The following is a 25,476-nucleotide window of genomic DNA, read 5'->3' on the forward strand; positions in this document are numbered from 1 at the left end:
GGGACAATTCGCGGCCATGATGCCGTCGTCCCTCCGTCGTCTTGCCCTCGCGCTGACCTTGGCGACGGTCCTGCCGGCTCCCCTTGTTCACGCGCAGCCGGCCGCCGCCGCGTCCGCGCCGCAGGCGGCGGCCTCGACGCCGCGCCCCGCGCGGCTGGAGCGCGTGGAGATCACCGGCGGTCGCGCCGGCGACACCGAACAGCGCCGGCACAGCACCGCGGCAAAGATCATCGTCGGGCGCGAAGAGATCGAGCGCTTCGGCGACAGCACCGTCGGCGAGATCCTCAAGCGCCTGCCCGGCGTGACGATGCAGGGCGCGCCGGGACGCGGCGGCAACATCCGCCTGCGTGGCCTGGGCGGTGGCTACACGCAGATCCTGCTCGACGGCGAACGCGTGCCGCCGGGCTTCTCGCTGGACTCGATCACGCCCGAGCAGATCGAGCGCATCGAGATCCTGCGCGCGCCCACGGCCGAGACCGGGGCGCGCGCGATCGCCGGCACTCTCAACATCGTCACGCGCGAAGGATTTCGCAAGCGCATCAACGACGTGCGGACCACGCTGGGATTCGAGCACGGCCACGTCGATCCGCACTTCGCCTGGACGCGCAACGACACCGTCGGCGACTGGACGCTCAATGTCTCGCCGTCCATCTACACCCACACCCGCGACGGCGACACGCTGACGACGACCGTGCGGCGCTCGCTGGCCGACGGGTCGACCCTGCTGGACCAGACCGAGCACGCGACCAGTCACACGCGGCGCAAGGGCCTGCATGCGACGGCGCGGCTGCAGTGGCGCGGCGACGGCGGCGACGTGCTCACGTGGTCGCCGTTCCTGCTGCACCTGCATGGGCCGGTGCGGCGCGAGGCCACGCTTGAGCAGCGCGTGACCGATCCGGACGAGACGCAGCCGGCCTATGACCAATCGCAGACGACCGGCGACACGCGCTTCACGCTGGCGCGGATGAACCTGCACTGGAACCGGCGCCTCGGCGACGCGGTGCGGATCGAGTGGCGCGGCCACGCCAGCCGCGGCCACAGCGTCGAGAACAATCGCCGCAGCGAGTTCGACGACGGCGCAGCGACGCGCACGCTCGACGAAGGCGGCGAGGTGCAGGACGACACGCTGGGCGTCGGCGCGAAGATGACGGCGCTGTGGGCGCAAGGGCACAACCTGGTGTCCGGCGTGGAACTGGAAGGCACGCGGCGCGAGGAATCACGCCGCCCGCTGCTGGCCGACTTCGGCGACAGCCTCAGCGCCGGCAGCACGCGGGCAGCGGTGTATGCACAGGACGAGTGGAGTGCCGGTGCGCAGTGGGCGCTGCATGCAGGCCTGCGTTGGGAAGGCATCGCGACGCGTGGCGACGGCGCCGACGGCAGCCGGGTCAGCAACCGCAACGGCGTGTGGACGCCGCTGGCGCACGCGGTGTGGAAGCCCGATCCGGCCAGCCGCGACCAGGTGCGGCTCAGCCTGACGCGCAGCTGGCGCTCGCCGAGCCTTCAGAACCTCATCGCCAGGCCGACGCTCAACAGCCGCTATCCGGCGGACATCGCCAACGTCTCGGCATTTCCCGATCGCGCCGGCAATCCGCATCTGCGGCCCGAGCTGGCCACCGGGCTGGACATCGGCGTCGAGCGCTACCTGCCGGGCGGCGGGCTGCTCAGCGCGAACCTCTTTCACCGCCGCATCCGCGACCTGATCCGCACGGTGACGGCGCAGGAGGATGTGGCCTGGTCGGCGCAGCGCCGCTGGGTGGCGCGGCCGCAGAACATCGGCGATGCCACGGCGCAGGGGATCGAGCTCGAAGCGAAATTGCGCCTGTCCGACCTGTGGCCGGCGCAGCCGCCGCTGGACCTGCGCGCGAACCTCAGCGTGTTCCGCTCGCGGGTGGCGAGCGTGCCGGGCCCCGACAACCGGCTCGACCAGCAGCCGGCCGCCACCGGCAATGTCGGCTTCGACTATCGATGGCGCAGCCTGCCGCTCACGGTCGGCGGCAACCTCAACTGGACCCCGGCGTACGACACGCGGCTCACGGACACGCAGACCGCTTTCCAGGGCCGCAAGCGCGTCATCGACACGTATCTGCTGTGGACCTTCGATCCGGCGCTGCGGCTGCGTGTGTCGGCCAGCAACCTGGCGCCGTCCGACTACGTGACGCGCAGCGGATTCGATCTCCAGGGTGCGCAGGAGACGACGCAGATCACTTCGCGGTCATTCGTCAACCTGCAGCTGCGCCTCGAGATGAAGCTTTGATGTTCGTCACTTCGCCGCTGCCGCCCGCCACACCACGTTGCCCACGTCGTCGGCCACCAGCAGCGCGCCGCGCTTGTCGATCGCCACGCCCACGGGCCGTCCGTAGGCTTCGCCGTTCGGCCCGAGAAAGCCTGTGAGCACGTCGACCGGCATGCCCGCCGGCTTGCCGTTGGCGAACGGCACGAAGACGACCTTGTAGCCGCTGGGCGGCTTGCGGTTCCACGATCCGTGCTCGCCGATGAACATGCCGCTCTTGAATGGCGCGGGCAGCGCCGCGCCGTCGGCGGCCGCGAGACCGAGGGCGGCCACGTGCGAGCCGAGCGCGTAGTCGGGCTTGATCGCCCTGGCGACGAGGTCGGACCGGGACGGCTTCACTCGATCGTCGACGCGCTGCCCGTAGTAGCTGTACGGCCAGCCGTAGAAGCCCCCGTCCACCACCGAGGTGAGGTAGTCCGGGACCAGGTCGTCGCCCAGTTCGTCGCGCTCGTTGGCCACGGTCCACAGCTTGCCGGTGCTGGCTTCCCATGCCATGCCGTTGGGGTTGCGCAGGCCGGTGGCGAACAGACGCTTCTGGCCACTCTTGGCGTCGATCTCCCAGATCGCCGCCCGGCCGTCTTCCTTGTCCATGCCGTTCTCGCCGACGTTGCTGTTGGAGCCGACGGTCGCATAGAGCTTGCTGCCGTCGCGGCTGGCGATCAGGCTCTTGGTCCAGTGATGGTTGAGCGGACCGCCCGGCAGGTCGGTGAGCTTGGTGCCGGCGGCGGTGATGCGCGTGGCGCCTTCGGTGTACGGGAAGCGCATCACGGCGTCGGTGTTGGCGACGTAGAGCTGATTGCCGATCAGCGCCATGCCGAACGGCGAGTTCAGGCCCTCCAGAAAGACGTTGCGCACCTCGGCGACGCCGTCGCCGTCCGCGTCGCGCAGCAGCGTGATGCGGTTCGCGCTCGGCGCCGTCGCGCCGGCCTTCTGCATGAACAGCTTCATTGCGGCACCCTTGACGCCCTTGCCGTCCTCGGGCCGCTGCGGCGCGTTGGTCTCGGCCACCAGCACGTCGCCGTTGGGCAGCACGTGCAGCCAGCGCGGATGCTCGAGGCCGCTGGCGAGCGCCGCCACCGCGATGCCCGCCGGCGCGCTCGGCTTCATGCCCGCGGGCCAGCCCTTGGCTTCTGCCACGTTGACAGTGGGGATCAGCTTCTTCTGCGGCGCGGGCAGGGCCGGATCCGGCCCGATGCCGGCGACCGGGGCGGCAACCGGAGGGGCGCCGCAGGCGGTGATGACGACGAGGCAAGCGGCCGCGATGGCGGCCTGGGGAGGCGGGCGGAAGGACAGCATGGCGACAGCTCCGAGGTTCGGATCACTGTCGCAGACGCCGCCTCGTCAGTTTGTCAGGCGCGGTCGCAACCGCATGTGGGACTTGTCCGATCGCCCGCGCCGTCGATCACGGCTCGGTCAGCAGCTTGCCGCGGAAGATCATCTCCTGCAGCAGCTGCGCTTCGCTGGCGCCCGCGCCGAGGCTGAGCTGGCTGCGCAGATCCACGCCCTGCAGCACGATCTCCTGGTCTTCTGCGGCCGCCGAGAACACGCCGTTGGTGAACCCGCCGTTGGAGCTGACGCGGATCACCGTGTCGCTGCCGGTGAACGTGATGTCGAGGTAGTTCGACAGGTTCGCCGGCGTCGGGCTCGAGCCCTGCAGCAGGTCGCGCAGGTCCAGCACGTCGCCCTGGGACAGGTTGAAGTCGGTGATGGTGTCCACCACGGGTGCGCCGCTGCCTCCGCGGTCGGCGAGCTGCCACGCGAACACGTCGGCCCCGGAGCCGCCGGCAAGGCTGTCGCCGCCGGCGCCGCCGTAGACGATGTCGTTGGCCGCGCCGCCGTTCAGCACGTCGCTGCCCGCGCCGCCATAGAGGCGATCGTTGCCGTCGTTGCCGAGCAGCGTGTCGTTGCCGCCCTTGCCCATCAGCACGTCGGCCGACGCGGAGCCCGTCAGCGTCTCGGCCGACTCGCTGCCTTCCTGCAGCGTGCCGGAGGCGACGACCGCATTGCTCGATCCGACCGCGACCTCCAAGGTGGCGCTCGACGTGTCGCCGTCGGCGTCGCGCATCGTGTAGTTGAAGAGGTCGCCGTGGCCGCTGCCGCCCCGCTGGTAGGTCAGCGCTTGCAGCACGTAGCCCTGGCTGTTGTTCACCGACGAGTACGACAGCTGAAGATAGCTGAACGGCTGCGTGTTGTTGATGGCCTGCGTGAACACCGTGCCGTTGCTGCTCGACACCGCATTGGTGAAGTCACCTTGGTCGACCAGCACGCCGTTCTCGTCGTAGGCGCGCCAGGTGGCGTTGGCCGACTGGTTGAACTGCGCGATGCTGAGGCTGGCGGTATTGGCGAGCTCCGGCAGGTGGATGATGAGCTGCTCGCCGTTGTCGACGCCGCCGTTGCTCACGGTGAGTCCGGGCTTGGACCCGCCCGCGTAGTCGACCAGCGCCGCGGCGCTGCCGTTGAGCGCGGCCAGGTTCAGGTTGCCGTTGCTGCTCCAGCTGTTGTTGCCGGCGAGGAAGGCGAAGGAATCGACCTGCGTCTCCCATTGCGCGACCGATGTGCCGCTGACGGTGGCCGTTCCGGTGAGGTTGTGGGTGTAGGTGTAGCTGCCGTTGGCCTGAACGGCCAGCACGCCGTCGGACGTGGCGATGGTCGTGGTGCCGGAGTTGGCCACCGCGTAGGTGGAGCCGTTGAACTGGATCGCGGTCAGCGCCTTGCCGCCGTCGACGGCCACGTCGTTGCCGAGCAGGTTGCCGCTGACGGCGCCGCCCCAGAGGATGGTCGCGCCGTCGTGAACGGCGGTCGGCACGGTGTCCGTGAGGTTGATGGTGACCGTGGCCCACCCGGAAGTGGCGGAGCCGTCGCTCGTTCGGTAGACGAAGCTGTCCGACACCGGCGTGTCGGCGCCGTCGTGGGTGGCCGTCGGCGCGGTATACGTGTACGTGCCGTTGGCGTTCATCTTCACCGTGCCGCCGAGCGCGGTGGTGATGGTGTTCGTGCCGTTGGCCGCGACGCCGGCGGCGGCGCTGCTGGCGGCGAACAGCGAGACCGAGAGCGAGGCGCTGTCGGCATCGGTGTCGTTGGCCAGCACCGTCGCCTGCGTGCTCGTGCTGCCCTCGACGACGGTGTAGCTGTCGGCGACACCGACCGGCGCGTCGTTGGTGCCGGTGATGGTGAAGGTCACCGTGGCGGTCGAGGTGGCGCCCGCCGCATCGCGAACCGTGTAGGCGAAAGCCTCCGTGGCGGTCTGCCCGGTGGCCAGTGCATCGGCCGCGGGGCGGTTGGCGGCGTAGCTGTAGTGGCCGTCGGCGAACAGCGTCAGCGTGCCGTAGGTGCCGACGATGGCCGATCCCACGCTGCCCGTCGTCGCGCCGAAGGACACGGCGGACACCGTCCGGGTGTCGCCGGAATCGATGTCGGTGTCGTTGGCCAGCACGCCGGCGGCCGCCGTGGTCGTGAGCGTCGCGTTCTCGGCCAGGCTGCCGCTGTCGGCCACGCCGACCGGCGCGTCGTTGGCGCCCTGGATGGTGATGGTCAGCGTCGCGGTCGACACGAGGCCGCCGCTGTCCTTCATGGTGTAGGTGAAGGTGTCGGTCAGCGTCTGGCCGACGCGCAGCGTCTGCGTCGCGGCATTGGGCGTGTAGACGTACGACCCGTCCGCTTCGATCTGGATCGTGCCGTTGCTGCCGCTGATGGTGGTGCCGACGTTTGCCGCCGAGCCGTTGACGCCGGACACGAACAGCGTGCCGTTCTCGGGGTCGGTGTCGTTGGCCAGCAGCCCGGTGACCGGCGCCAGCGTGGCGTCCTCCGAGACCGATGCGCTGTCGGCGACCGCGGTGGGCGCGTTGTTGACGCCGTAGACGAAAAGGTTGAGCGTGGAGCTGGCCGAGGCGCTGCTGCCGTTGGCCGACTCCGCCGCCGTGGCGGTCACCGTCAGCGACACGTTGCCGTTGAAGTTGGTGGGCGGAGTCAGGCGCAGGGTGGCCAGGTTCCAGTTGGCGCCGCCGAACGATGCCGAGGGCGTGTCCTCGTTGAAGATGGTGACCGCGGTGTTGCCGCTGGTCGCGGTGAAGCTGCGGGTTCCGTCCGTCAGCGTGGCGCCGACCGGGATGGTGCTCACGCGCAGCGTATGCACCTCGGAGTTGTCGGCCATGTCGCCGAACACGGCCGAGCCGGCCAGCGAGGGCAACCGAACCGCGGTGTTCTCGCTGCCGTCGGCGATGGTCGTCACCGACAGGTTGTCGATCAGCGCGCCGAAGGAGCCGGTCTGGTCCGTCGGCCGCAGGCGCAGCGTGTTCGAGCCGGCGACGCTGGTGACCTGCAGCACCGGTGTCGACCACGACGAAGCGCTCGGGTTGAAGCTGCCGACCACGGTGCCGTTCCACAGCACGTCGAACGACTGCGTGTTCTTGTCGGTGCTGCCCGAGACGGCGCGGCGGATGGTGTCGAACTGGATCTGCATCAGCTGGCCGGCCAGCGGCGCCTCGACCGTGGTCTGGATCCAGTTGGCGGCGTCCGGGTCGCCTTCGAGCTCGGCCACCAGGTTGGTCGACGGCGTCGCGGCGGTGTGCGGGTTCTGCACCGAGCTGTAGATGTTCTGCGTCGCCACTTCGACGGCGGCGGCGTCGGAGCCGGTCCACACCAACTGTCCGGCGCTCACATCGTTGTCCGACCAGTTCTCGCTCAGGTTCACCCACTGCGTGGTCCACGAGGCGAGCGCGGGCTGATCCGCCACCGGCGTGACGGTGATCGCCAGCGACGAGGTGGACGTGGCGGCGCCGTCCGAGACGGTGTAGGTGGCGAGGGGAACCGAGCCGCTGTAGTCGGTGGCCGGCGTGAAGCTGAAGTTGCCGTTGGACGCGATCTGCAGCGTGCCCACGCCCGCGATGGACGCGGTGGCGCCGGCCGCGAAGGTGCCGGCCACGCCAGCCACCGAGAACTGCGTGACCGACAGCGTGCCGCCATCGACATCGGAGTCGTTGCCGAGCACGTTGCCCGTCGTCGCGGTGTCTTCGCTGGTCGTTCTCGCATCGGCGACGCCGACCGGCGCGTCGTTGACCGCCACGACGTTGATCGTCGCGGTGGCGAGGTTGCTGCCCAGCACGCCGTCGTTCACGCTCACCTGGATGGTGCGCGGCGTGGTGCTCGGCGTGTCGGACGTGTTGGAGAACGTGATCGCGCGGATCGCCGCTTCGTAGGCCGCCGGCGTGGCCGAGCCGGACAGCGTGATGCTGTTGGCGCTGTTGATGGTCGCGCTGATGCCGGCGGGCATCGGCGCGGCGATCGCGAGCACGTCGCCCGGCTGGATGTTGGTCAACGTGATCGTCGCGCCTTGCAGCGTCGGGCTGTCGACATCGGTGATGCGCATGTCCACGTCAGCGATGGACACGGCGCTGCCGTTTTCGGTGTAGGTGGCCGACCGGTTGGCGCCAGCCGCCGTCGAATCGTTGGCGTCGAGGTCGAGCTGCGGTGCGTCGGCCACCGCGGTCACGCCGATCGCCAGCGTGGTGGTCGCGGTGTAGCTGCCGTCGCTCAAGGTGTAGCTGATCGTGGGAACGGCGCCGTTGAAGTCCGCCGCAGGCGCGAACAGGTAGCCGCCGTCCGCCTGCATCGTCAGCGTGCCGACGCCGGCGATGGCGGCCGTGCTGCCGGCGGCGAAGCTGCCGCTGACGCCGGCGACGCTGAACTGCGTCAGCGTGCGAGAGCTGCTGTCCACGTCGGTGTCGTTGAGCAGCACGTTGCCGATGGCACTGCCGTCCTCGACGATGGTGCGGACATCGGCCACGGCGACGGGTGCGTCATTGGCGCCGACGATGGTCACGTCGATGGCTCGCGACGCCGTTCCGTCGGCGCTGACCACCGTGACGGTGTCGTGCACGAGCTGGCCGGCGGTGAGGGCCTGCGTGGCCGCGCGGGCGTTGTCCAGCGCATAGGTCCAGGCGCCGGTCGCCGGGTCGAAGGTGAAGCTGCCGTACGTGCCGGCAAGGCTCGCGGGCGTCTGGAATTGCGCCTGGCCCGCTTCGGGATCGCCGATCGTGAGGCTTCCGGCAGCGTTCGGCGTTCCGGCGGTCGAGTTGTCCGTGCCGCCGGCTTCGATCACGCTGCCCGTCGCCGTGCCGCCGATGATGGCCGTGTCGTTCGTGCCGAGGATGTTGACCGTCACCGAGGTCTGCGTGCCATCGGCCGCCGTCACCGTGAAGGTGTCGGTGTAGGTGGTGCCGGCAACGAACTCGTCGTGGGCCGAGCTCGCCGTGTAGGTCCAGTTGCCGTTGGACGCGATGGAGAAGCTGCCGAAGCTGCCAGCGGTGCCGCTCTGGGGCACGAAGGTGGCCGGGGAGTCGACGTCGGCGTTCGTCAGCGTGCCGCCGGTGGAGAGGACGGCGTTGGTCTCGGTGAGGCCGACTGTCTGCGAGGACAGCACCGCGGCGTCGTTGCTGCCGCGGATGTGCACGGTGACGGACGTCGGGGTGCCGTCGGCGGAAAGCACGGCGAAGGTGTCGGTGTAGGTGGTGCCGGCCGCGAATTCGTCGTGCGCGGAGGTGGCGGTGTAGGTCCACGTGCCGTTGGCGGCGATGGTGAACGTTCCGTAGCTGCCGGCAGTTCCGGCTTGGGCCACGAAGGCGGCGGCGGAGTCGACGTCGGAGACGGTCAGCGTGCCGCCGGTCGACAGCACCGCGTTGGTCTCGTCGAGCGAGACCGTTTGGCTGGACACGATGGCCGCGTCGTTGGTGCCGCGGATGTGGACGGTGACGGAGGTCGGTGTGCCGTCTGCGGACTGCACGGCGAAGGTGTCGGAGTAGGTCGTGCCGGCGACGAAGTCGTTGTGGGCCGAGCTGGCGATGTAGGTCCAGGCGCCAGCGGCGTCGATGGAGAACGTGCCGTACGTGCCGGCGGTGCCAGCTTGGACCACGAAGGCGGCAGTGGAGTCGACGTCGGAGACGGTCAGCGTGCCGCCGGTGGACAGCACCGCGTTGGTCTCGTCGAGCGTGACCGTCTGCGAGGACACGACCGCAGCATCGTTGGTGCCGCGGATGTGCACGGTGACGGACGTCGGCGTGCCGTCGGCGGACACCACTGCGAAGGTGTCGGAGTAGGTGGTGCCGGCGACGAAGTCGTTGTGGGCCGAGCTGGTGGTGTAGGTCCAGGCGCCGTTGGGGTCGATCGAGAAGGTGCCGTAGCTGCCGGCGGTTCCGGCTTGAGCCACGAAGGCGGCGGCGGAATCGACGTCCGAGACGGTGAGCGTGCCGCTGGTGGAAAGGACCGCGTTGGTCTCGTCCAGCGTGACGGTCTGGCTCGACACGATGGCCGCGTCGTTGGTGCCACGGATATGGATGGTGACGGACGTCGGCGTGCCATCGGCTGACACCACCGCAAACGTGTCGGAGTAGGTCGTGCCGGCGACGAAGTCGTCGTGGGCCGAGCTGGCGGTGTACGTCCACGCACCGGTGGCGTCGATGGAGAACGTGCCGTAGCTGCCGGCTGTGCCGGCTTGCGCGACGAAGGCGGCGGCGGAGTCGACGTCGGAGACGGTGAGCGTGCCGCCGGTCGACAGCACCGCGTTGGTCTCGTCGAGCGTGACCGTCTGCGAGGACACGACCGCAGCATCGTTGGTGCCGCGGATATGCACGGTGACCGACGTCGGCGTGCCATCGGCGGACACCACGGCGAAGGTGTCGGAGTAGATGGTGCCGGCGACGAAGTCGTCGTGGGCCGAGCTGGCGGTGTAGGTCCACGCGCCAGTGGCGTCGATCGAGAAGGTGCCGTAGCTGCCGGCGGTTCCGGCTTGCGCGACGAAGGCGGCGGCGGAGTCGACGTCGGAGATGGTCAGCGTGCCACCGGTGGAAAGGACCGCGTTGGTCTCGTCCAGCGTGACGGTCTGGCTCGACACGATGGCCGCGTCATTGGTGCCGCGGATGTGGACCGTCACCGAGGTGGGCGTGCCATCGGCGGACAGCACGGCGAAGGTGTCGGAGTAGGTCGTGCCGGCGACGAAGTCGTCGTGCGCCGAGCTGGCGGTGTAGGTCCAGGCGCCGTTGGCGTCGATGGAGAACGTGCCGTAGCTGCCGGCGGCGCCGGTCTGCGCCACGAAGGCCGCTGTGGAGTCGACATCCGAGACGGTCAGCGTGCCGCCGGTGGACAGCACGGCGTTCGTCTCGTCGAGCGTGACGGTCTGGCTCGACACGACGGCCGCGTCGTTGGTGCCGCGGATGTGGACCGTCACCGAGGTGGGCGTGCCATCGGCTGACACCACCGCAAACGTGTCGGAGTAGGTCGTGCCCGCGACGAAGTCGTCGTGGGCCGAGCTGGCGGTGTAGGTCCACGCGCCGGTGGCGTCGATGGAGAACGTGCCGTAGCTGCCGGCGGTGCCGGCTTGCGCGACGAAGGCGGCGGTCGAGTCGACGTCGGAGACGGTCAGCGTGCCACCCGTGGACAGCACCGCGTTCGTCTCATCGAGTGTGACCGTCTGTGATGACACGACGGCCGCGTCGTTGGTGCCGCGGATGTGCACCGTGACCGACGTCGGCGTGCCGTCGGCTGACACCACTGCGAACGTGTCGGAGTAGGTGGTACCGGCAACGAAATCGTTGTGGGCCGAGCTGGCGGTGTAGGTCCACGCGCCAGTGGCATCGATGGAGAACGTGCCGTACGTGCCCGCGGTGCCAGCTTGGGCCACGAAGGCCGCGGCGGAATCGACGTCGGAGATGGTCAGCGTGCCGCCGGTGGACAGCACGGCGTTCGTCTCGTCGAGCGTGACGGTCTGGCTCGACACGACGGCCGCGTCGTTGGTGCCGCGGATGTGGACCGTCACCGAGGTGGGCGTGCCATCGGCTGACACCACCGCAAACGTGTCGGAGTAGGTCGTGCCCGCGACGAAGTCGTCGTGGGCCGAGCTGGCGGTGTAGGTCCACGCGCCGGTGGCGTCGATCGAGAACGTGCCGTAGCTGCCGGCGGTGCCGGCTTGGGCCACGAAGGCGGCGGCGGAATCGACGTCCGAGACGGTGAGCATGCCGCCGGTGGACAGCACGGCGTTCGTCTCGTCGAGCGTGACGGTCTGGCTCGACACGATGGCCGCGTCGTTGGTGCCGCGGATGTGGACCGTCACCGAGGTGGGCGTGCCGTCGGCTGACACCACCGCAAACGTGTCGGAGTAGGTGGTGCCGGCAACGAAATCGTTGTGGGCCGAGCTGGCGGTGTAGGTCCAGGCGCCGGTGGCGTCGATGGAGAACGTGCCGTACGTGCCGGCGGTTCCGGCTTGAGCCACGAAGGCGGCGGCGGAATCGACGTCCGAGACGGTGAGCGTGCCGCTGGTGGACAGCACGGCGTTGGTCTCGTCGAGCGTGACGGTCTGTGAGGACACGACCGCAGCGTCGTTGGTGCCGCGGATATGCACGGTGACGGAGGTCGGCGTGCCGTCAGCGGACACCACTGCGAAGGTGTCGGAGTAGGTGGTGCCGGCGACGAAGTCGTCGTGGGCCGAGCTGGCGGTGTAGGTCCAGGCGCCAGCGGCGTCGATGGAGAACGTGCCGTAGCTGCCGGCGGTGCCGGCTTGGGCCACGAAGGCCGCGGCGGAATCGACGTCCGAGACGGTCAGCGTGCCGCCGGTGGACAGCACCGCGTTCGTCTCGTCGAGCGTGACCGTCTGCGAGGACACGACGGCCGCGTCGTTGGTGCCGCGGATATGCACGGTGACGGATGTCGGCGTGCCGTCGGCGGACAGCACCGCGAACGTGTCGGAGTAGGTGGTGCCGGCGACGAAGTCGTTGTGGGCCGAGCTGGTGGTGTACGTCCACGCACCGGTAGCGTCGATGGAGAACGTGCCGTAGCTGCCGGCTGTTCCGGCTTGAGCCACGAAGGCGGCGGCGGAATCGACGTCCGAGATGGTGAGCGTGCCACCCGTGGACAGCACCGCGTTGGTCTCGTCCAGCGTGACGGTCTGCGAGGACACGACCGCGGCGTCGTTGGTGCCGCGGATGTGCACGGTGACCGACGTCGGCGTGCCGTCGGCGGACACGACTGCGAAGGTGTCGGAGTAGGTGGTGCCGGCAACGAAATCGTTGTGGGCCGAGCTGGCGGTGTAGGTCCACGCGCCAGTGGCGTCGATCGAGAAGGTTCCGTAGCTGCCGGCGGTGCCGGCTTGGGCCACGAAGGCCGCGGCGGAATCGACGTCCGAGACGGTGAGTGTGCCGCCGGTGGACAGCACGGCGTTCGTCTCGTCGAGCGTGACGGTCTGGCTCGACACGATGGCGCCGTCATTGGTGCCGCGGATGTGGACCGTCACCGAGGTGGGCGTGCCATCGGCTGACACCACCGCAAACGTGTCGGAGTAGGTCGTGCCGGCGGCGAAGTCGTCGTGGGCCGAGCTGGCGGTGTAGGTCCACGCGCCGGTGGCGTCGATGGAGAACGTGCCGTAGCTGCCGGCGGTTCCGGCTTGCGCGACGAAGGCAGCGGTGGAATCGACGTCGGAGACGGTCAGCGTGCCGCCGGTCGACAGCACCGCGTCGGTCTCGTCCAGCGTGACCGTCTGCGAGGAAACGACCGCAGCATCGTTGGTGCCGCGGATATGCACGGTGATCGACGTCGGCGTGCCATCGGCGGACACCACGGCGAAGGTGTCGGAGTAGGTGGTGCCGGCGACGAAGTCGTCGTGGGCCGAGCTGGCGGTGTAGGTCCACGCGCCAGTGGCATCGATGGAGAACGTGCCGTAGCTGCCGGCGGTTCCGGCTTGCGCGACGAAGGCCGCGGTCGAGTCGACGTCCGAGACGGTGAGCGTGCCGCCGGTCGACAGCACCGCGTCGGTCTCGTCCAGCGTGACCGTCTGCGAGGACACGACCGCAGCATCGTTGGTGCCGCGGATATGCACGGTGACCGACGTCGGCGTGCCATCGGCGGACACCACGGTGAACGTGTCGCTGTAGGTCGTGCCGGCGACGAAATCGTCGTGTGCCGAGCTGGCGGTGTAGGTCCACGCGCCAGTGGCGTCGATGGAGAACGTGCCGTAGCTGCCGGTGGTTCCGGCTTGCGCGACGAAGGCCGCGGTGGAGTCGACGTCCGAGACGGTCAGCGTGCCACCGGTGGAAAGAACCGCGTTGGTCTCGTCCAGCGTGACGGTCTGGCTCGACACGACGGCCGCGTCGTTGGTGCCACGGATATGGATGGTGACGGACGTCGGCGTGCCATCAGCTGACACCACCGCAAACGTGTCGGAGTAGGTCGTGCCGGCGACGAAGTCGTCGTGCGCCGAGCTGGCGGTGTAGGTCCACGCACCAGTGGCATCGATGGAGAACGTGCCGTAGCTGCCGGCGGTGCCGGCTTGCGCGACGAAGGCGGCGGCGGAGTCGACGTCGGAGACGGTCAGCGTGCCTCCGGTCGACAGCACCGCGTTGGTCTCGTCGAGCGTGACCGTCTGGCTGGACACGATGGCCGCGTCGTTGGTGCCGCGGATGTGGACGGTGACGGACGTCGGGGTGCCGTCGGCGGACAGCACGGCGAAGGTGTCGGAGTAGGTCGTGCCGGCGACGAAGTGGTCGTGCGCGGAGTTGGCGGTGAACGTCCACGCACCGTTGGCGTCGATGGAGAACGTGCCGTACGTGCCGGCAGTACCTGCCTGCGCTACGTAGGCGGCAGTGGAGTCGACGTCCGAGACGGTCAGCGTGCCACCGGTGGAAAGAACCGCGTTGGTCTCGTCCAGCGTGACGGTCTGGCTCGACACGACGGCCGTGTCGTTGGTGCCCCGGATGTGGACGGTGACGGACGTCGGCGTTCCGTCGGCGGACAGCACCGCAAGCGTGTCGGAATAGGTCGTGCCGGCGACGAAATCGTCGTGTGCCGAGCTGGCGGTGTAGGTCCACGCGCCAGTGGCGTCGATGGAGAACGTGCCGTAGGTGCCGGCGGTGCCGGCTTGGGCCACGAAGGCCGCCGTGGAGTCGACGTCGGAGACGGTCAGCGTGCCACCCGTGGACAGCGCCGCGTTCGTCTCGTCGAGCGTGACGGTCTGTGAGGACACGACCGCAGCGTCATTGGTGCCGCGGATGTGGACGGTGACGGATGTCGGCGTGTCATCGGCGGACAGCACGGCGAAGGTGTCGGCGTAAGTGGTGCCAGCAACGAAATCGTCGTGTGCAGAGTTGGTGGTGTAGGTCCACGCACCAGTGGCATCGATGGAGAACGTGCCGTAGCTGCCGGCGGTACCGGCTTGGGCCACGAAGGCGGCGGCAGAGTCGACGTCCGAGACGGTGAGCGTGCCGCCGGTGGACAGCACCGCGTCTGTCTCGTCCAGCGTGACCGTCTGCGAGGAAACGACCGCAGCATCGTTGGTGCCGCGGATATGCACGGTGATCGACGTCGGCGTGCCATCGGCGGACACGACTGCGAAGGTGTCGGAGTAAGTGGTGCCAGCGACGAAATCGTCGTGTGCAGAGTTGGCGGTGTAGGTCCACGCACCGGTGGCGTCGATGGAGAAGGTGCCGTACGTGCCGGCGGTGCCGGCTTGGGCCGCGAAGGCGGCGGCGGAGTCGACGTCGGACACGGTGAGCGTGCCACCCGTGGACAGCACGGCGTTCGTCTCGTCGAGCGTGACGGTCTGTGAGGACACGACCGCAGCGTCGTTGGTGCCGCGGATGTTCACCGTTACCGAAGTTGGTGTGCCATCGGCCGAAACGACGGTGAACGTGTCGCTGTAGGTGGTGCCGGCGATGAACTCGTCGTGCGCGGAGGTGGCGGTGTAGGTCCACGCGCCGTTCGTGCCGATCGAGAACGTGCCGTGAATGCCCACCGTGCCGGTCTGCGCCACAAAGGCGGCGCTCGAATCGACATCCGAGATCGTCAGCGAGCCGCCGGTGGTGAGCACCGCGTCGGCTTCATCGAGCGTGACGGTCTGGCTCGAGACGACGGCCGCGTCGTTGGTGCCGCGGATCTGGACCGTGACCGACGTCGGCGTGCCGTCGGCAGTGACGACCGTGAAAGTGTCGGAATAGGTCGTGCCGGCGACGAACTGGTCATGCGCGGAGCTCGCGGTGTAGGTCCAGCTGCCGCTGGTGTCGATGGAGAAGCTGCCGTAGGCACCTGCCGTGTTCGACTGAGCGATGAACGTGGCCGATGAATCGGCGTCCGATGCCGTCAGAGTGCCACCGGTCGAAAGCACGGCGTCGGTCTCGTCGAGCGTGACCGTCTGGCTGGACACTTGGGCCGCATCGCCGGTGCCGCGGATGTGGACGGTGACCGATGTGGGCGTGCCGTCGGCGGACACCACGGCGAACGTGTCGCTGTAGGTGGTGCCGGCGACGAACTCGTCGTGCGCGGAGCTGGCGGTGTAGGTCCACGCGCCATTCACATCGATTGAGAAAGTGCCGTAGACGCCGGCGGTTCCTGCTTGCGCCACGAAGGCAGCTGTGGAGTCGACGTCCGAGACCGTGAGCGTGCCGCCGGTGGACAGCACAACGTCCGTCTCGTCGAGCGTGACCGTCTGGCTCGACACGACGGCCGCGTCGTTGCTGCCGCGAATGTTGACCGTCACCGACGTCGGTGTGCCGTCGGCGGACACCACGGCGAACGTGTCGGAATAGGTCGTGCCTGCGACGAAGTCGTCGTGCGCCGAGCTGGCGGTGTAGGTCCACGCGCCGGTGGCGTCGATGGAGAAGCTGCCGTAGGTGCCGGCGGTGCCGGCTTGCGCCACGAAGGCAGCGGCAGAGTCCACGTCGGAGGCCGCCAGCGTGCCGCCGGTGCTCAGCACTGCGTCCGTCTCGTCGAGCGTCACCGTCTGGCTAGAGACGACAGCCGCATCGTTGGTGCCGCGGATGTGCACGGTGACGGACGTCGGCGTGCCGTCGGCGGACAGCACGGTGAACGTGTCGGAATAGGTCGTGCCGGCAACGAACTCGTCGTGCGCGGAGCTGGCGGTGTAGGTCCACGCGCCATTCGCATCGACGGAGAAGATGCCGTAGCTGCCGGCAGTGCCCGCCTGTGCGACGAAGGCGGCGGGGGAATCGACATCCGACACCGCGAGCGCGCCGGACGTCGAGAGGACCGCGTCGGTCTCGTCGAGCGTGACGGCTTGCGACGACAAGACCGCGGCATCGTTGGTGCCGCGAATGTGAACGGTCACCGAGGTCGGCGTGCCGTCGGCGGACATCACCGTGAAGGTGTCGCTGTAGGTCGTGCCGGCGACGAATTCGTCGTGCGCGGAGCCCGCGGTATAGGTCCAGGCACCCGTCGCGTCGATCGAGAACGTTCCGTGGCTGCCGGCGGTGCCCGCCTGTGCCACGAAGGCTGCTGCAGAGTCGACGTCGGAGACGGTCAGCGCTCCGCCCGTCGACAGCACCGCGTCGGTCTCGTCGAGCGTGACCGTCTGGCTCGACACGACGGCCGCATCGTTGGTGCCCCGGATGTGCACGGTGACGGATGTCGGCGTGCCGTCGGCGGACACGACTGCGAAGGTGTCGGAGTAGGTGGTGCCGGCGACGAACTCGTCGTGCGCCGAACCCGCGGTGTAGGTCCACGCGCCAGCGGCATCGATGGAGAAGGTGCCGTAGGTGCCGGCCGTGGCCGCCTGCGGGACGAAGGCGGCGGGCGAATCGACGTCGGAAATGCTCAGCTGGCCTTGCGCCGAGATGGGCGCATCGCCCTCGACGAGCTCCGTCGTCTGCGCGCTCAGCAGCGCTGCATCGTTGGTGCCGGTGGCGGTCACCGTGACAAGCGAGATGGACCCGTCCGTCAGCGTGACGGTGAACGTCTCGGTCGCGATCTGGCCGCTGCCGAGGCTGTCTGCGCGGCTGTCCAGCGTGTAGGTCCAGGCGCCGTCGGCCGACAGCACCAGTGAGCCGAAATTGCCGGCCGTCGTGCCGGTGACGAAGGCCAGCGAAGGATTGTCCGCATCCGAGGCGCTCAGCGTCCCGCTGACCGAGGACGACAGGTCTTCGGTGACGGCGCCGCTGTCGGCCGAGATGACGGGCAGATCGTCGGTGCCGCTGATGGAGACGACGACTTGCCGCGTGCTGCCGTCCAGCGTGGTGACGGTGAACGTCTCCACCGGCAGGGTGGCGCCCAGCGCCAGCCCTTGCACGGCGGGGTCGGCGTTGTCGAGGGTGTAGGTCCACGCGCCGGAGGCATCGATGCTGAAGCGGCCGTGGGCACCCGCCACGTCGGTCATCGCGATGAAGGCGGCTTCGCCGGCGTCGGCGTCGCTGACGCTCAGCGAGCCGATGGCCACGAGTGTGCTGTCCTCCACCACGGCGCCGTTTCCTTCGCCGGCGATGGACGCGCGGTCGGACAGGCCCGTCACGGTGATGCCGAAGGTCGCCGGCGCCGACACCGCACCGTCGTCGTCGGTCACGGTGAAGCCGATGCCGGCGTCGCCGTTGAAGTCGGGCGCAGGCTGGAACAGCAATCCGGCGGCCTGGGCGGGGGTCAGGCTCTGGCCGACCGCGACTGGCGTCACGCCGTCGGCCAGCAGCAGCCTGCTGCCGGAAGGCAGCGAGACGATGGTGACGGCGGCGATGCTGCCGTCGGGGTCGGCGCCGCGCAGCGTCACCGGCAGCGTGCTGTCCTCGAGCGTGCTGGCGATCGAAGCCGTCGCGGTCGGGGCCTGGTTGGCCGGCGTCGCGGCGTCGTCGCTGCCGTCGTCGCTGCCCGGCGCCGGCACGTCGTTGCGGATCTCCTGGGCGCCGAGGTCGTTGGAGGTGACGAAGGCCTTGGCCGATGCCGGCGAGGCGCTCTGCGCCAGCGTGCTGCCCGCGGGAATCGACTCGACGACGCGGTCGACGCGCAGCCCAGGGCCCAGGTCGCCGCCGCCTTCGCCGCCCACGACCGCGGCGGTGGCCGCGGTCGGCTCGGCGTTCTCGATGCCGGCGATCACGCGGTCGATGTCGTCGGTCGCGCCGCTGGCGGCCGCCTTCGAGGTCTCCTCGGGCGCCAGTTCGACGATGCCGTCCTGCGTGGTGAGGATCACGTCGCCGCGCTGGACCAGGTCGCCCAGCTTGAGCGCTCTCATCTTGCCGTCCGCGGTTCGGATCAGGGCAGCGCCCCACAGACCGGTGACTCTTCCTTGGACGGTTTGAACGATGGTGGGCATGGACAACCTTGTGTGACAAAGCGGCCCGCCAAAGCGCAGCGCGCGCGCGTTTCGAGAATACCTGGGGGCCTCGTCCTTATGTCAGTGGAACCGCCCGGCTTTCGTGAACAGGGTCACCGAAGAGTGCCGAGCGTGTACCGATAAGGATGGGACCGTGTTTCGCCTGGAGAGCGTCGTGATGGGCTTGTCGGCGGGGCCGCCGCGAACTTGATGCGCCAGGTTGCGCAGTAATGCCGCGACGCCAAAAAAGTCCGCGGGCCGGGCCGCTTTGAGAACGGGGTGCGGTCCGGCGCAGCCCCGACAAACTCCCTCAGCGCTCGCGCAACGCGTACGCCTTGGCCTTCAGCACGGGCTTGAGCAGATACGCCATCACGGTCTTCTTGCCGGTCAGCACGTCCACTTCGGCGGTCATGCCCGGAATGATGGGCATCCTGTCGTTGAAGTTGGCCTGCGTGGTGCGCACGCGGACCAGGTAGAACGCGTTGCCGCGCTCGTCGACCACAGTGTCGGGGCTGATGTTCTCCACCTTGGCCGTCAGGCCGCCGTAGATCGCGAAGTCGTAGGCGGTGAACTTGACCGTCGCGTCCTGGCCCGGATGGATGAAGGCGATGTCCTTGGGCTGGACCTTGGCCTCCAGCACCAGGTTGTCGTCGAGCGGCACGATCTCCACGATGTCCTTGCCCGGCTGCACCACGCCGCCGACGGTGTTGGCGAGCAGGCGCTGCACCCGCCCGCGCACGGGGCTCTTGACCTGCGCCTTCTCGACCTTGTCGGCCAATGCCACCGCGCCTTCGTTCAGGGCGTTCAGCTTGCCCATCACATCGGCCAGCTCCTTGCGCGCCTCGTTGCGGAAGGTGAGCTCGGTCTCCTGGGTCTTGCGCTGCGCTTCTCCGATGGACGCCTGCACCCGCGCGATCTGCGCCGCGGCCTGCTCGGCGTCGCCGCGGAAGCGGCTCACGTCGCGCTCCAGCCGCAGGATGTCGACCTCGGAGACGGCGCCGCTGGCGAGCAGGGGGCGCGTGCGCGCGAGCTCCTGCTGACCCAGGTCGAGCTGGCGCTCGGCCGACGCCTTGCGGGCGCGCATCTCGCTCAGCTCCTGCTGCCGCTGCTGCAGCTGCTGCTCGTTGATGGCGAGCATCGTGCGCAGCTCGGAGCGGCGGGTCTCGTACAGAACACGCTCGCCTTCGACGATGCGCTTCTCCTCGTCGTTGCCGGCGCGCACCGGCGGCGGCTCGAACGCCGCGCCGTCGGCCAGCGCCCTCAGCCGCGCCTGCCGCGCGCGCAGCGCGAAGCCGGTGGCGGCGCTCTCACGCACGCCCGAAGTGGCCCGCGTCTCGTCGATCCTGAGCAGCATCTGCCCGGCCTCGACCACCTGGCCCTCCTGCACGAGGATCTCCGAGACGACGCCGCCGTCGAGCGACTGCACGACCTGAAGCTGGCGCGACGGGATGACCTTGCCATCGCCGCGGGTGACCTCCTCCACCTGCGCGAAGCTCGCCCAGAGGATGAGCAGCAGCAGCACGACGACCGCGGTGCGCACGATCTTCTGCGCGCGGTGCGTGCGGCCACGCGACATCACGGCGTCGGCCTCCTGCTCGAAGGTGCGAAAGCCGGTCGGCGCAGCGGGCTGCTGCGCGACGTCGGGGCCGAACAGGCGGCCGGTGAGCGGCTCCAGTGCGACGCGGATGCGCTCAAGGCCCCGCAGCAGCGCCCGACCGGCGCGCATGAGGCCGCGCGGTGCGTCGGGGGCGGCGGGGCGGGCGTTCATCCGCGGTCCCTCAGGCGGCGCGCGCGATGCGTCCGCTGGCCAGCGCTTCCATGATGCGGTCGCGCGGGCCATCGGCAACGATCTTGCCGCCGTCGATGACGATGACGCGCGTGACCATGGCGAGCATGGAGGTGCGGTGCGTCACCAGCACGACGGTCTTGTTCTGCGCGAAATGGGTCATGCGCGCGGTGATCTGCGCCTCGGTGGAGAAGTCCATCGCGCTGGTGGGCTCGTCGAGCAGCAGGATGGGCGCGTTGTGAAGCACCGCGCGCGCCAGTCCCACGCTCTGGCGCTGCCCGCCCGACAGCGACTCGCCGCGTTCGCCCACGATCATGTCGAAGCCGCGCGGATGGCGATTCACGAAGTCGGTCATGCCGGCCACCTCGGCGGCGGCCACCACCGCCGAGTCGTCGGCGTACGGCAGGCCGAAGGCGATGTTCTCGCGCAGCGTGCCGTAGAACAGCGTCACGTCCTGCGACACGTGCGCGCAGTTGCGGCGGACGTCGGCCGGATCGAGCTGACGAAGGTCGATGCCGTCGAGCAGCACCGCGCCGTCGGTCGGCTGGTACAGGCCCATGATCAGCCGCTCGATCGTCGACTTGCCCGAGCCCACGCGGCCGATCAGCGCCACGCGCTCGCCGGCGGTGATCTTGAAGCTCATGCCCTCGATGGCGCAGTCCTGGCGGTTGGGATAGGCGAACTTGACGTTGCGGAACTCGATGTCGCCCTGCAGCTTGGGCCGCTGGATGAAGGTCTCGCCGGCCGGCCGCTCGACCGGCTTGTCCATGATCTTGTTCAGCGAGTCGAGCGCGGTGCGCGCCCCCTGGTACTGCATCAGCAGCCCGACGATCTGCCCCGCCGGCGACAGCGCGCGGCCCGACAGCATGGTGGCCGCGATCAGCGCACCCATCGTGAGCTCCTTCTGGCCGATGAGGTACACGCCGACCAGGATGACCGCCACCGACACCAACTGGCTCAGCGTGGCGGTGCTGTACATCGCCGTCGACGACAGGGCACGCATCTTCACGTTGGTCTTGGCGAGGAAGGCGTTGGCCCGTTCCCACTTGGCCTGCACGACGTTCTCGGCGCCCTGCGACTTGATCGTCTCGATGGCGCTCAGGCTCTCGATCAATGTGGCGTTGCGCAGTGCGCTGGCCTTGTAGGTGGTCTCCGAGAGCTGGTGCAGGCGGTGCTGCAGAACGTAGCCCACCACCAGCACCACCAAGAAGGCGACCACCACCGGCACGGCCAGCCAGGGCGAGATCCATGCGGTGACCAGCACGAACAGCAGCGCGAAGGGCAGGTCGATCAGCGCGGTGACGGTGCTCGACGCGATGAAGTCGCGCACCTGCTCGAAGCCGCGCAGGTTGTTGGCGAACGAGCCCACCGACTCGGGCCGGTGCTCCAGCCGCATGCCGAGCACCTTCTCCATGAGCGTGGCCGATATCTGCACGTCGATGCGCGCGCTGGCCTCGTCGACGAAATGGCTGCGCAGCAGGCGCATGAACAGGTCGGCGGCGAGGATGAGCAGCACGCCCACCGACAGGGCCCACAGGGTCTCGATCGCGTTGTTGGGCACGACGCGGTCGTAGACGTTCATCGAGAACAGCGGGAAGGCCAGCGCGAAGACGTTGATCAGCAGCGCCGCCCACAGCACGTCGCGGTAGACGAAGCGCTGCGTGAGGATGGCGCTCCAGAACCAGTGCCGCGCGACGGGCTTGCGCACTTCGGGCGTGCGGGCGTCGAAGCGGAAATGCGGCCGCACGAAGAGCGTGACGCCGGTGTAGCGCTGCGCCAGCGCATCGCCGGCCAGCGTCACCGAGCCCTGACCGGTCTCCGGCAGCAGTACCCGCGCCACCGACGCGCCGTCGACGGTGTCCCAGCCGAGCAGCACGCAGGCCTGGTTGTCGCGCAGCACCAGGATGGCCGGCAGCGTGGCGCTGTCGATGCGCGCCAGCGCCACGCGCTGCAGGCGCGCGGCCATGCCGGCACGCGAGGCGGCGCGCTCGGCGAGCTCGAGCGTGAGCCGTCCCTGGTTCTCCGGGGCCAGCGGCAGCCCTGCCGACAGCGAGGCACGGGATGCCGCCTGGCCGTGCAGCCGGCACACCTCGATCAGGCAGTCGAGCAGCGGGTCGGGATGGATCAGGTCTTCGCGCAAGCGCTGCACGGTGGCGGCAGGGGAGGGTGTGGCGCTTGCGTCAGCCATGGGCGGTCAGTGGATGTCGCCGCAGTGCACGCCGTACTCGCCGCGCTGGCGGTCTTCGAAGTAGCGCAGCAGCGTCTCGCGCACGGTGCGGAAGGCCAGTTCCTCCCAGGGCACCTCGTCCTCGCGGAACAGCCTGGCCTCGATGGTCTCGGGGCCGGGCGCGAAGTCGGTGTCGCGCAGCGCGGCGCGATAGAACAAATGGACCTGGCCGACCTTGACCACGTTGAGCAGGGTGAACAGCCCCTGCAGGTCGATGCGCGCGCCGGCCTCTTCCTCGGTCTCGCGGATGGCGCCTTCCTCGGTCGTCTCGCCCAGCTCCATGAAGCCGGCCGGCAGCGTCCACAGCCCGTAGCGCGGCTCGATGTTGCGCCGGCACAGCAGCACCTTGTCGTTCCACACCGGCACGGTGCCCACGACGTTGATCGGGTTTTCGTAGTGGATGGTTCCGCATACCTTGCAGATGGCCCGCTCCCGGTTGTCGTCCGGAGGGATGCTGTACGGAGCTTCGCCGCCGCAGGCCTTGCAGTGCTTGATGCTGCGCGCTTGGAACATCCGACGAGTTTAGCTTTGCGATGCTGCACGGGGAACCGGAGCCGGTGCGCGTGGCATCATTTGGCGAGCACTTTGGAGGCATTGTTCATGGCTTATGTGATTCCCGCGCCGAGCATCGCGTCGGTTCCCGTGAAAGGCGCCGCCGCGGGCGACCACTTTCCCGTCCACCGGATCTACTGCGTCGGCCGCAACTATGTGGAGCACGCCATCGAGATGGGCCACACCGGTCGCGAGCCCCCGTTCTTCTTCCTGAAGCCCGCTGACGCGGTGCTTCCCGCGGTCGAGGGGAAGACCGCGACCATGCGCTACCCCAGCCTCACGCAGAGCCTGCATCACGAGGTCGAGCTCGTCGTGGCCATCGGCAAGGGCGGCAAGGACATCCCCGCGGCGCGTGCCATGGAGCACGTGTGGGGCTATGCGGTCGGCCTCGACATGACGAGGCGCGACCTGCAGAACGAGGCGAAGAAGCAAGGCCGACCCTGGTGCATCGGCAAGGGCTTCGAGCAATCGGCGCCCATCGGGGCCATCGTGCCGGCCGGTCAGGCGAAGGTCGGCCCCGACACGCTCATCGAGCTCAAGGTCAACGGCACGGTCCGCCAGACCAGCCGCATCGGCAAGCTGATCTGGAGCATCCCGGAGGTCATCGAGCACCTGTCGGCGGCGTGGGAGCTCGCGCCGGGCGACCTGATCTACACCGGAACGCCCGAAGGCGTGGCGGCGGTGGTGCCCGGCGACCTGCTGAGCGCACGCATCGAGGGCGTGGGCACGCTCGACGTGAAGCTGGCCGATCGCTGAGCTGCACGATGGAGCTCTACAGCTACTTCCGCTCCTCGGCGTCGTACCGCGTGCGCATCGCGCTGGCGCTGAAAGGCATCGCCCACGACTACGTGCCGGTGCACCTGTTGAAGAACGAGCAGCTGCGGCCGCCGTTCGCCGACATCGCGCCCGCCAAGCTCGTGCCGCTGCTGAAGGACGGCGACCAGCTGCTGACGCAGTCGCTGGCGATCATCGAGTACCTCGAGGAGACCCATCCCGAGCCGCCGCTGCTGCCGGGCAGCGCGCTCGACCGGGCGCGGGTCCGCGCCTTGACGCTCGATGTGGCCTGCGAGATTCATCCGCTGAACAACCTGCGCGTGCTGCGATTCCTGGTGCACGACCTGAAGGTCAGCGAGGACGACAAGAACCGCTGGTACCGGCACTGGGTCGAGACCGGCCTGGAGACGGTGGAGCGTCAGCTCGCCGGACATCCGGCCACGGGCCGCTTCTGCCACGGCGACACGCCCACGCTGGCCGACATCGCGCTGGTGCCGCAGATCTTCAATGCGCAGCGCTTGGACTGCCGCCTCGACCATGTGCCGACCGTGATGCGGGTCTTCGGCGAGTGCATGCAGCACGACGCGTTCACCAGCACCCAGCCGTCCGCCTGTCCCGATGCATCCTGACTGGCTGGTGCCCGAATGGCGCGCGGGCGGTGTGTCCGCGCTCATGACCACACGCCGCGGAGGCTTCAGCGCCGCGCCCTTCGACAGCATGAACCTGCGCGCCGGCCTGGGCGACGACGCCGTGTCGGTTCAGCGCAACCGGGCCTTGTTCGAGCGCGTGATCGGCGCGACGCCGGTGATGCTCAATCAGGTCCACGGGGCGCGCGTCGTGCGCCTGCATCGCGACGATGCCAAGCCCGGTGCCGCCGTTCACGAAGCGGATGCGAGCGTCACCACCGAGCGTGGCATTGCGTGCGCCGTGCAGGTGGCCGACTGCCTGCCGGTGCTGCTCGCCGCGCCGGGCGGCGTGGCGGCGGCGCATGCCGGATGGCGGGGCTTGTCCGCCGGCGTCATCGAGGCGACGGTGGCAGCGCTGTGCGAAGCCCGCGGCTGCGCGCCCGACGAGATCGAGGCCTGGCTGGGCGCCTGCATCGGGCCGGATCGCTTCGAGGTGGGCGCCGACGTGCTGCACGCGTTCGGCGCGTCGCCCGAGGCGGCGGCGCCGCGCTTTCGGCCGCACACGCCCGGCAAATGGCTCGCCGACCTGCCCGGGCTGGCGCGCGACCGCCTGCAAGGCAGCGGGGTCAGGACGATCGGCGGCGGGCGCTGGTGCACCGTGGAAGACACCTCACGGTTCTTCTCGTTTCGGCGCGACGGCGTCACCGGCCGCATGCTCGCCGCCGTCTGGCTGCGCGGCTGAGGCCGCCTGCTGCGCGTCGAGCGCTTCCCTGGTACGCCGCGTGCGTCGCCGCCCCGGCGTGCCGAGGATGTACATCACGATCGCCAGCGGCATCACGCCGTACAGCAGGAAGGTGAATACCGCGCCGAGCACGGTGCCATTGGGGCTCGCGGCTTCAGCGACGGCCATCATCAGCACTACGTAGATCCACGCAATCGCGACGAGGTACATGCCGTATAATGAAACCAGAATCTACGATGTGAAAACTTGAGTCATCACGAGGTAAGCCGATCGGCGTACAACGTGAGAAGCATCACACATCGCTGTCCATCACGAGGAGACACGTGAAAAACAAGCCTTCGGCGGCTGCGACGCTGCCTGATTCCCAAGAGACCGCCCGAGCCTTCGGCTCCAACGTGGGCGAAGTGCTGAAGGCC

The 25,476-nt window shown here is 69.2% G+C and carries 10 protein-coding genes; 4 read left to right on the top strand and 6 right to left on the bottom strand.

The window, feature by feature from the left end:
- Positions 1–16 precede the first annotated feature (16 nt).
- Positions 17–2,254 (top strand): TonB-dependent receptor, encoded by a 2,238-nt coding sequence (locus P7V53_RS09420; RefSeq protein WP_280155224.1) that lies wholly within the window; start codon positions 17–19, stop codon positions 2,252–2,254.
- Between the two features lie 6 nt (positions 2,255–2,260).
- Here the strand turns inward: P7V53_RS09420 and P7V53_RS09425 are convergent, their stop codons facing one another.
- The 5 genes from P7V53_RS09425 to P7V53_RS09445 all read right to left on the bottom strand — a co-directional run bounded on the left by P7V53_RS09425 (position 2,261) and on the right by P7V53_RS09445 (position 22,879).
- Positions 2,261–3,586: a sorbosone dehydrogenase family protein gene (locus P7V53_RS09425; protein WP_280155225.1), complete on the bottom strand. Its 1,326-nt coding sequence runs from the start codon at positions 3,584–3,586 to the stop codon at positions 2,261–2,263.
- A gap of 106 nt (positions 3,587–3,692) precedes the next feature.
- A complete protein-coding gene (locus P7V53_RS09430; RefSeq protein WP_280155226.1) occupies positions 3,693–18,272 on the bottom strand; it encodes a VCBS domain-containing protein in 14,580 nt (4,859 codons plus the stop codon).
- 391 nt (positions 18,273–18,663) lie between these two features.
- Positions 18,664–20,121 (bottom strand): HlyD family type I secretion periplasmic adaptor subunit, encoded by a 1,458-nt coding sequence (locus tag P7V53_RS09435; RefSeq protein WP_280155227.1) that lies wholly within the window; start codon positions 20,119–20,121, stop codon positions 18,664–18,666.
- Between the two features lie 10 nt (positions 20,122–20,131).
- The gene (locus tag P7V53_RS09440) at positions 20,132–22,327 is read right to left on the bottom strand and encodes a type I secretion system permease/ATPase (protein ID WP_280155228.1); all 2,196 of its coding nucleotides are present in this window, start codon (positions 22,325–22,327) and stop codon (positions 20,132–20,134) included.
- 6 nt (positions 22,328–22,333) lie between these two features.
- Positions 22,334–22,879 carry an NUDIX hydrolase gene (locus tag P7V53_RS09445; protein WP_280155229.1) on the bottom strand — a complete coding sequence of 182 codons (546 nt, stop codon included), beginning with the start codon at positions 22,877–22,879 and terminating at the stop codon, positions 22,334–22,336.
- A gap of 87 nt (positions 22,880–22,966) precedes the next feature.
- Here P7V53_RS09445 and P7V53_RS09450 point away from each other — a divergent pair, with 87 nt between their 5' ends.
- The 3 genes from P7V53_RS09450 to pgeF are packed head-to-tail and all read left to right on the top strand — an operon-like array spanning position 22,967 to position 25,060.
- Positions 22,967–23,674 (top strand): fumarylacetoacetate hydrolase family protein, encoded by a 708-nt coding sequence (locus P7V53_RS09450; protein ID WP_280155230.1) that lies wholly within the window; start codon positions 22,967–22,969, stop codon positions 23,672–23,674.
- A gap of 8 nt (positions 23,675–23,682) precedes the next feature.
- Positions 23,683–24,321, top strand: a complete 639-nt coding sequence (gene maiA / locus P7V53_RS09455) for a maleylacetoacetate isomerase (RefSeq protein ID WP_280155231.1) — start codon at positions 23,683–23,685, stop codon at positions 24,319–24,321.
- Positions 24,311–25,060 carry a peptidoglycan editing factor PgeF gene (gene pgeF, locus P7V53_RS09460; RefSeq protein ID WP_280155232.1) on the top strand — a complete coding sequence of 250 codons (750 nt, stop codon included), beginning with the start codon at positions 24,311–24,313 and terminating at the stop codon, positions 25,058–25,060. Before maiA ends, pgeF begins: the two co-directional genes overlap by 11 nt.
- Here the strand turns inward: pgeF and P7V53_RS09465 are convergent.
- On the bottom strand, positions 24,989–25,270 hold the full coding sequence (locus tag P7V53_RS09465; RefSeq protein WP_280155233.1) for a hypothetical protein: 282 nt from the start codon (positions 25,268–25,270) through the stop codon (positions 24,989–24,991). The genes pgeF and P7V53_RS09465 overlap by 72 nt on opposite strands.
- Positions 25,271–25,476 lie beyond the last annotated feature (206 nt).

Source organism: Piscinibacter sp. XHJ-5 (genome assembly GCF_029855045.1).
Classification (GTDB): Bacteria; Pseudomonadota; Gammaproteobacteria; order Burkholderiales; family Burkholderiaceae_C; genus Albitalea.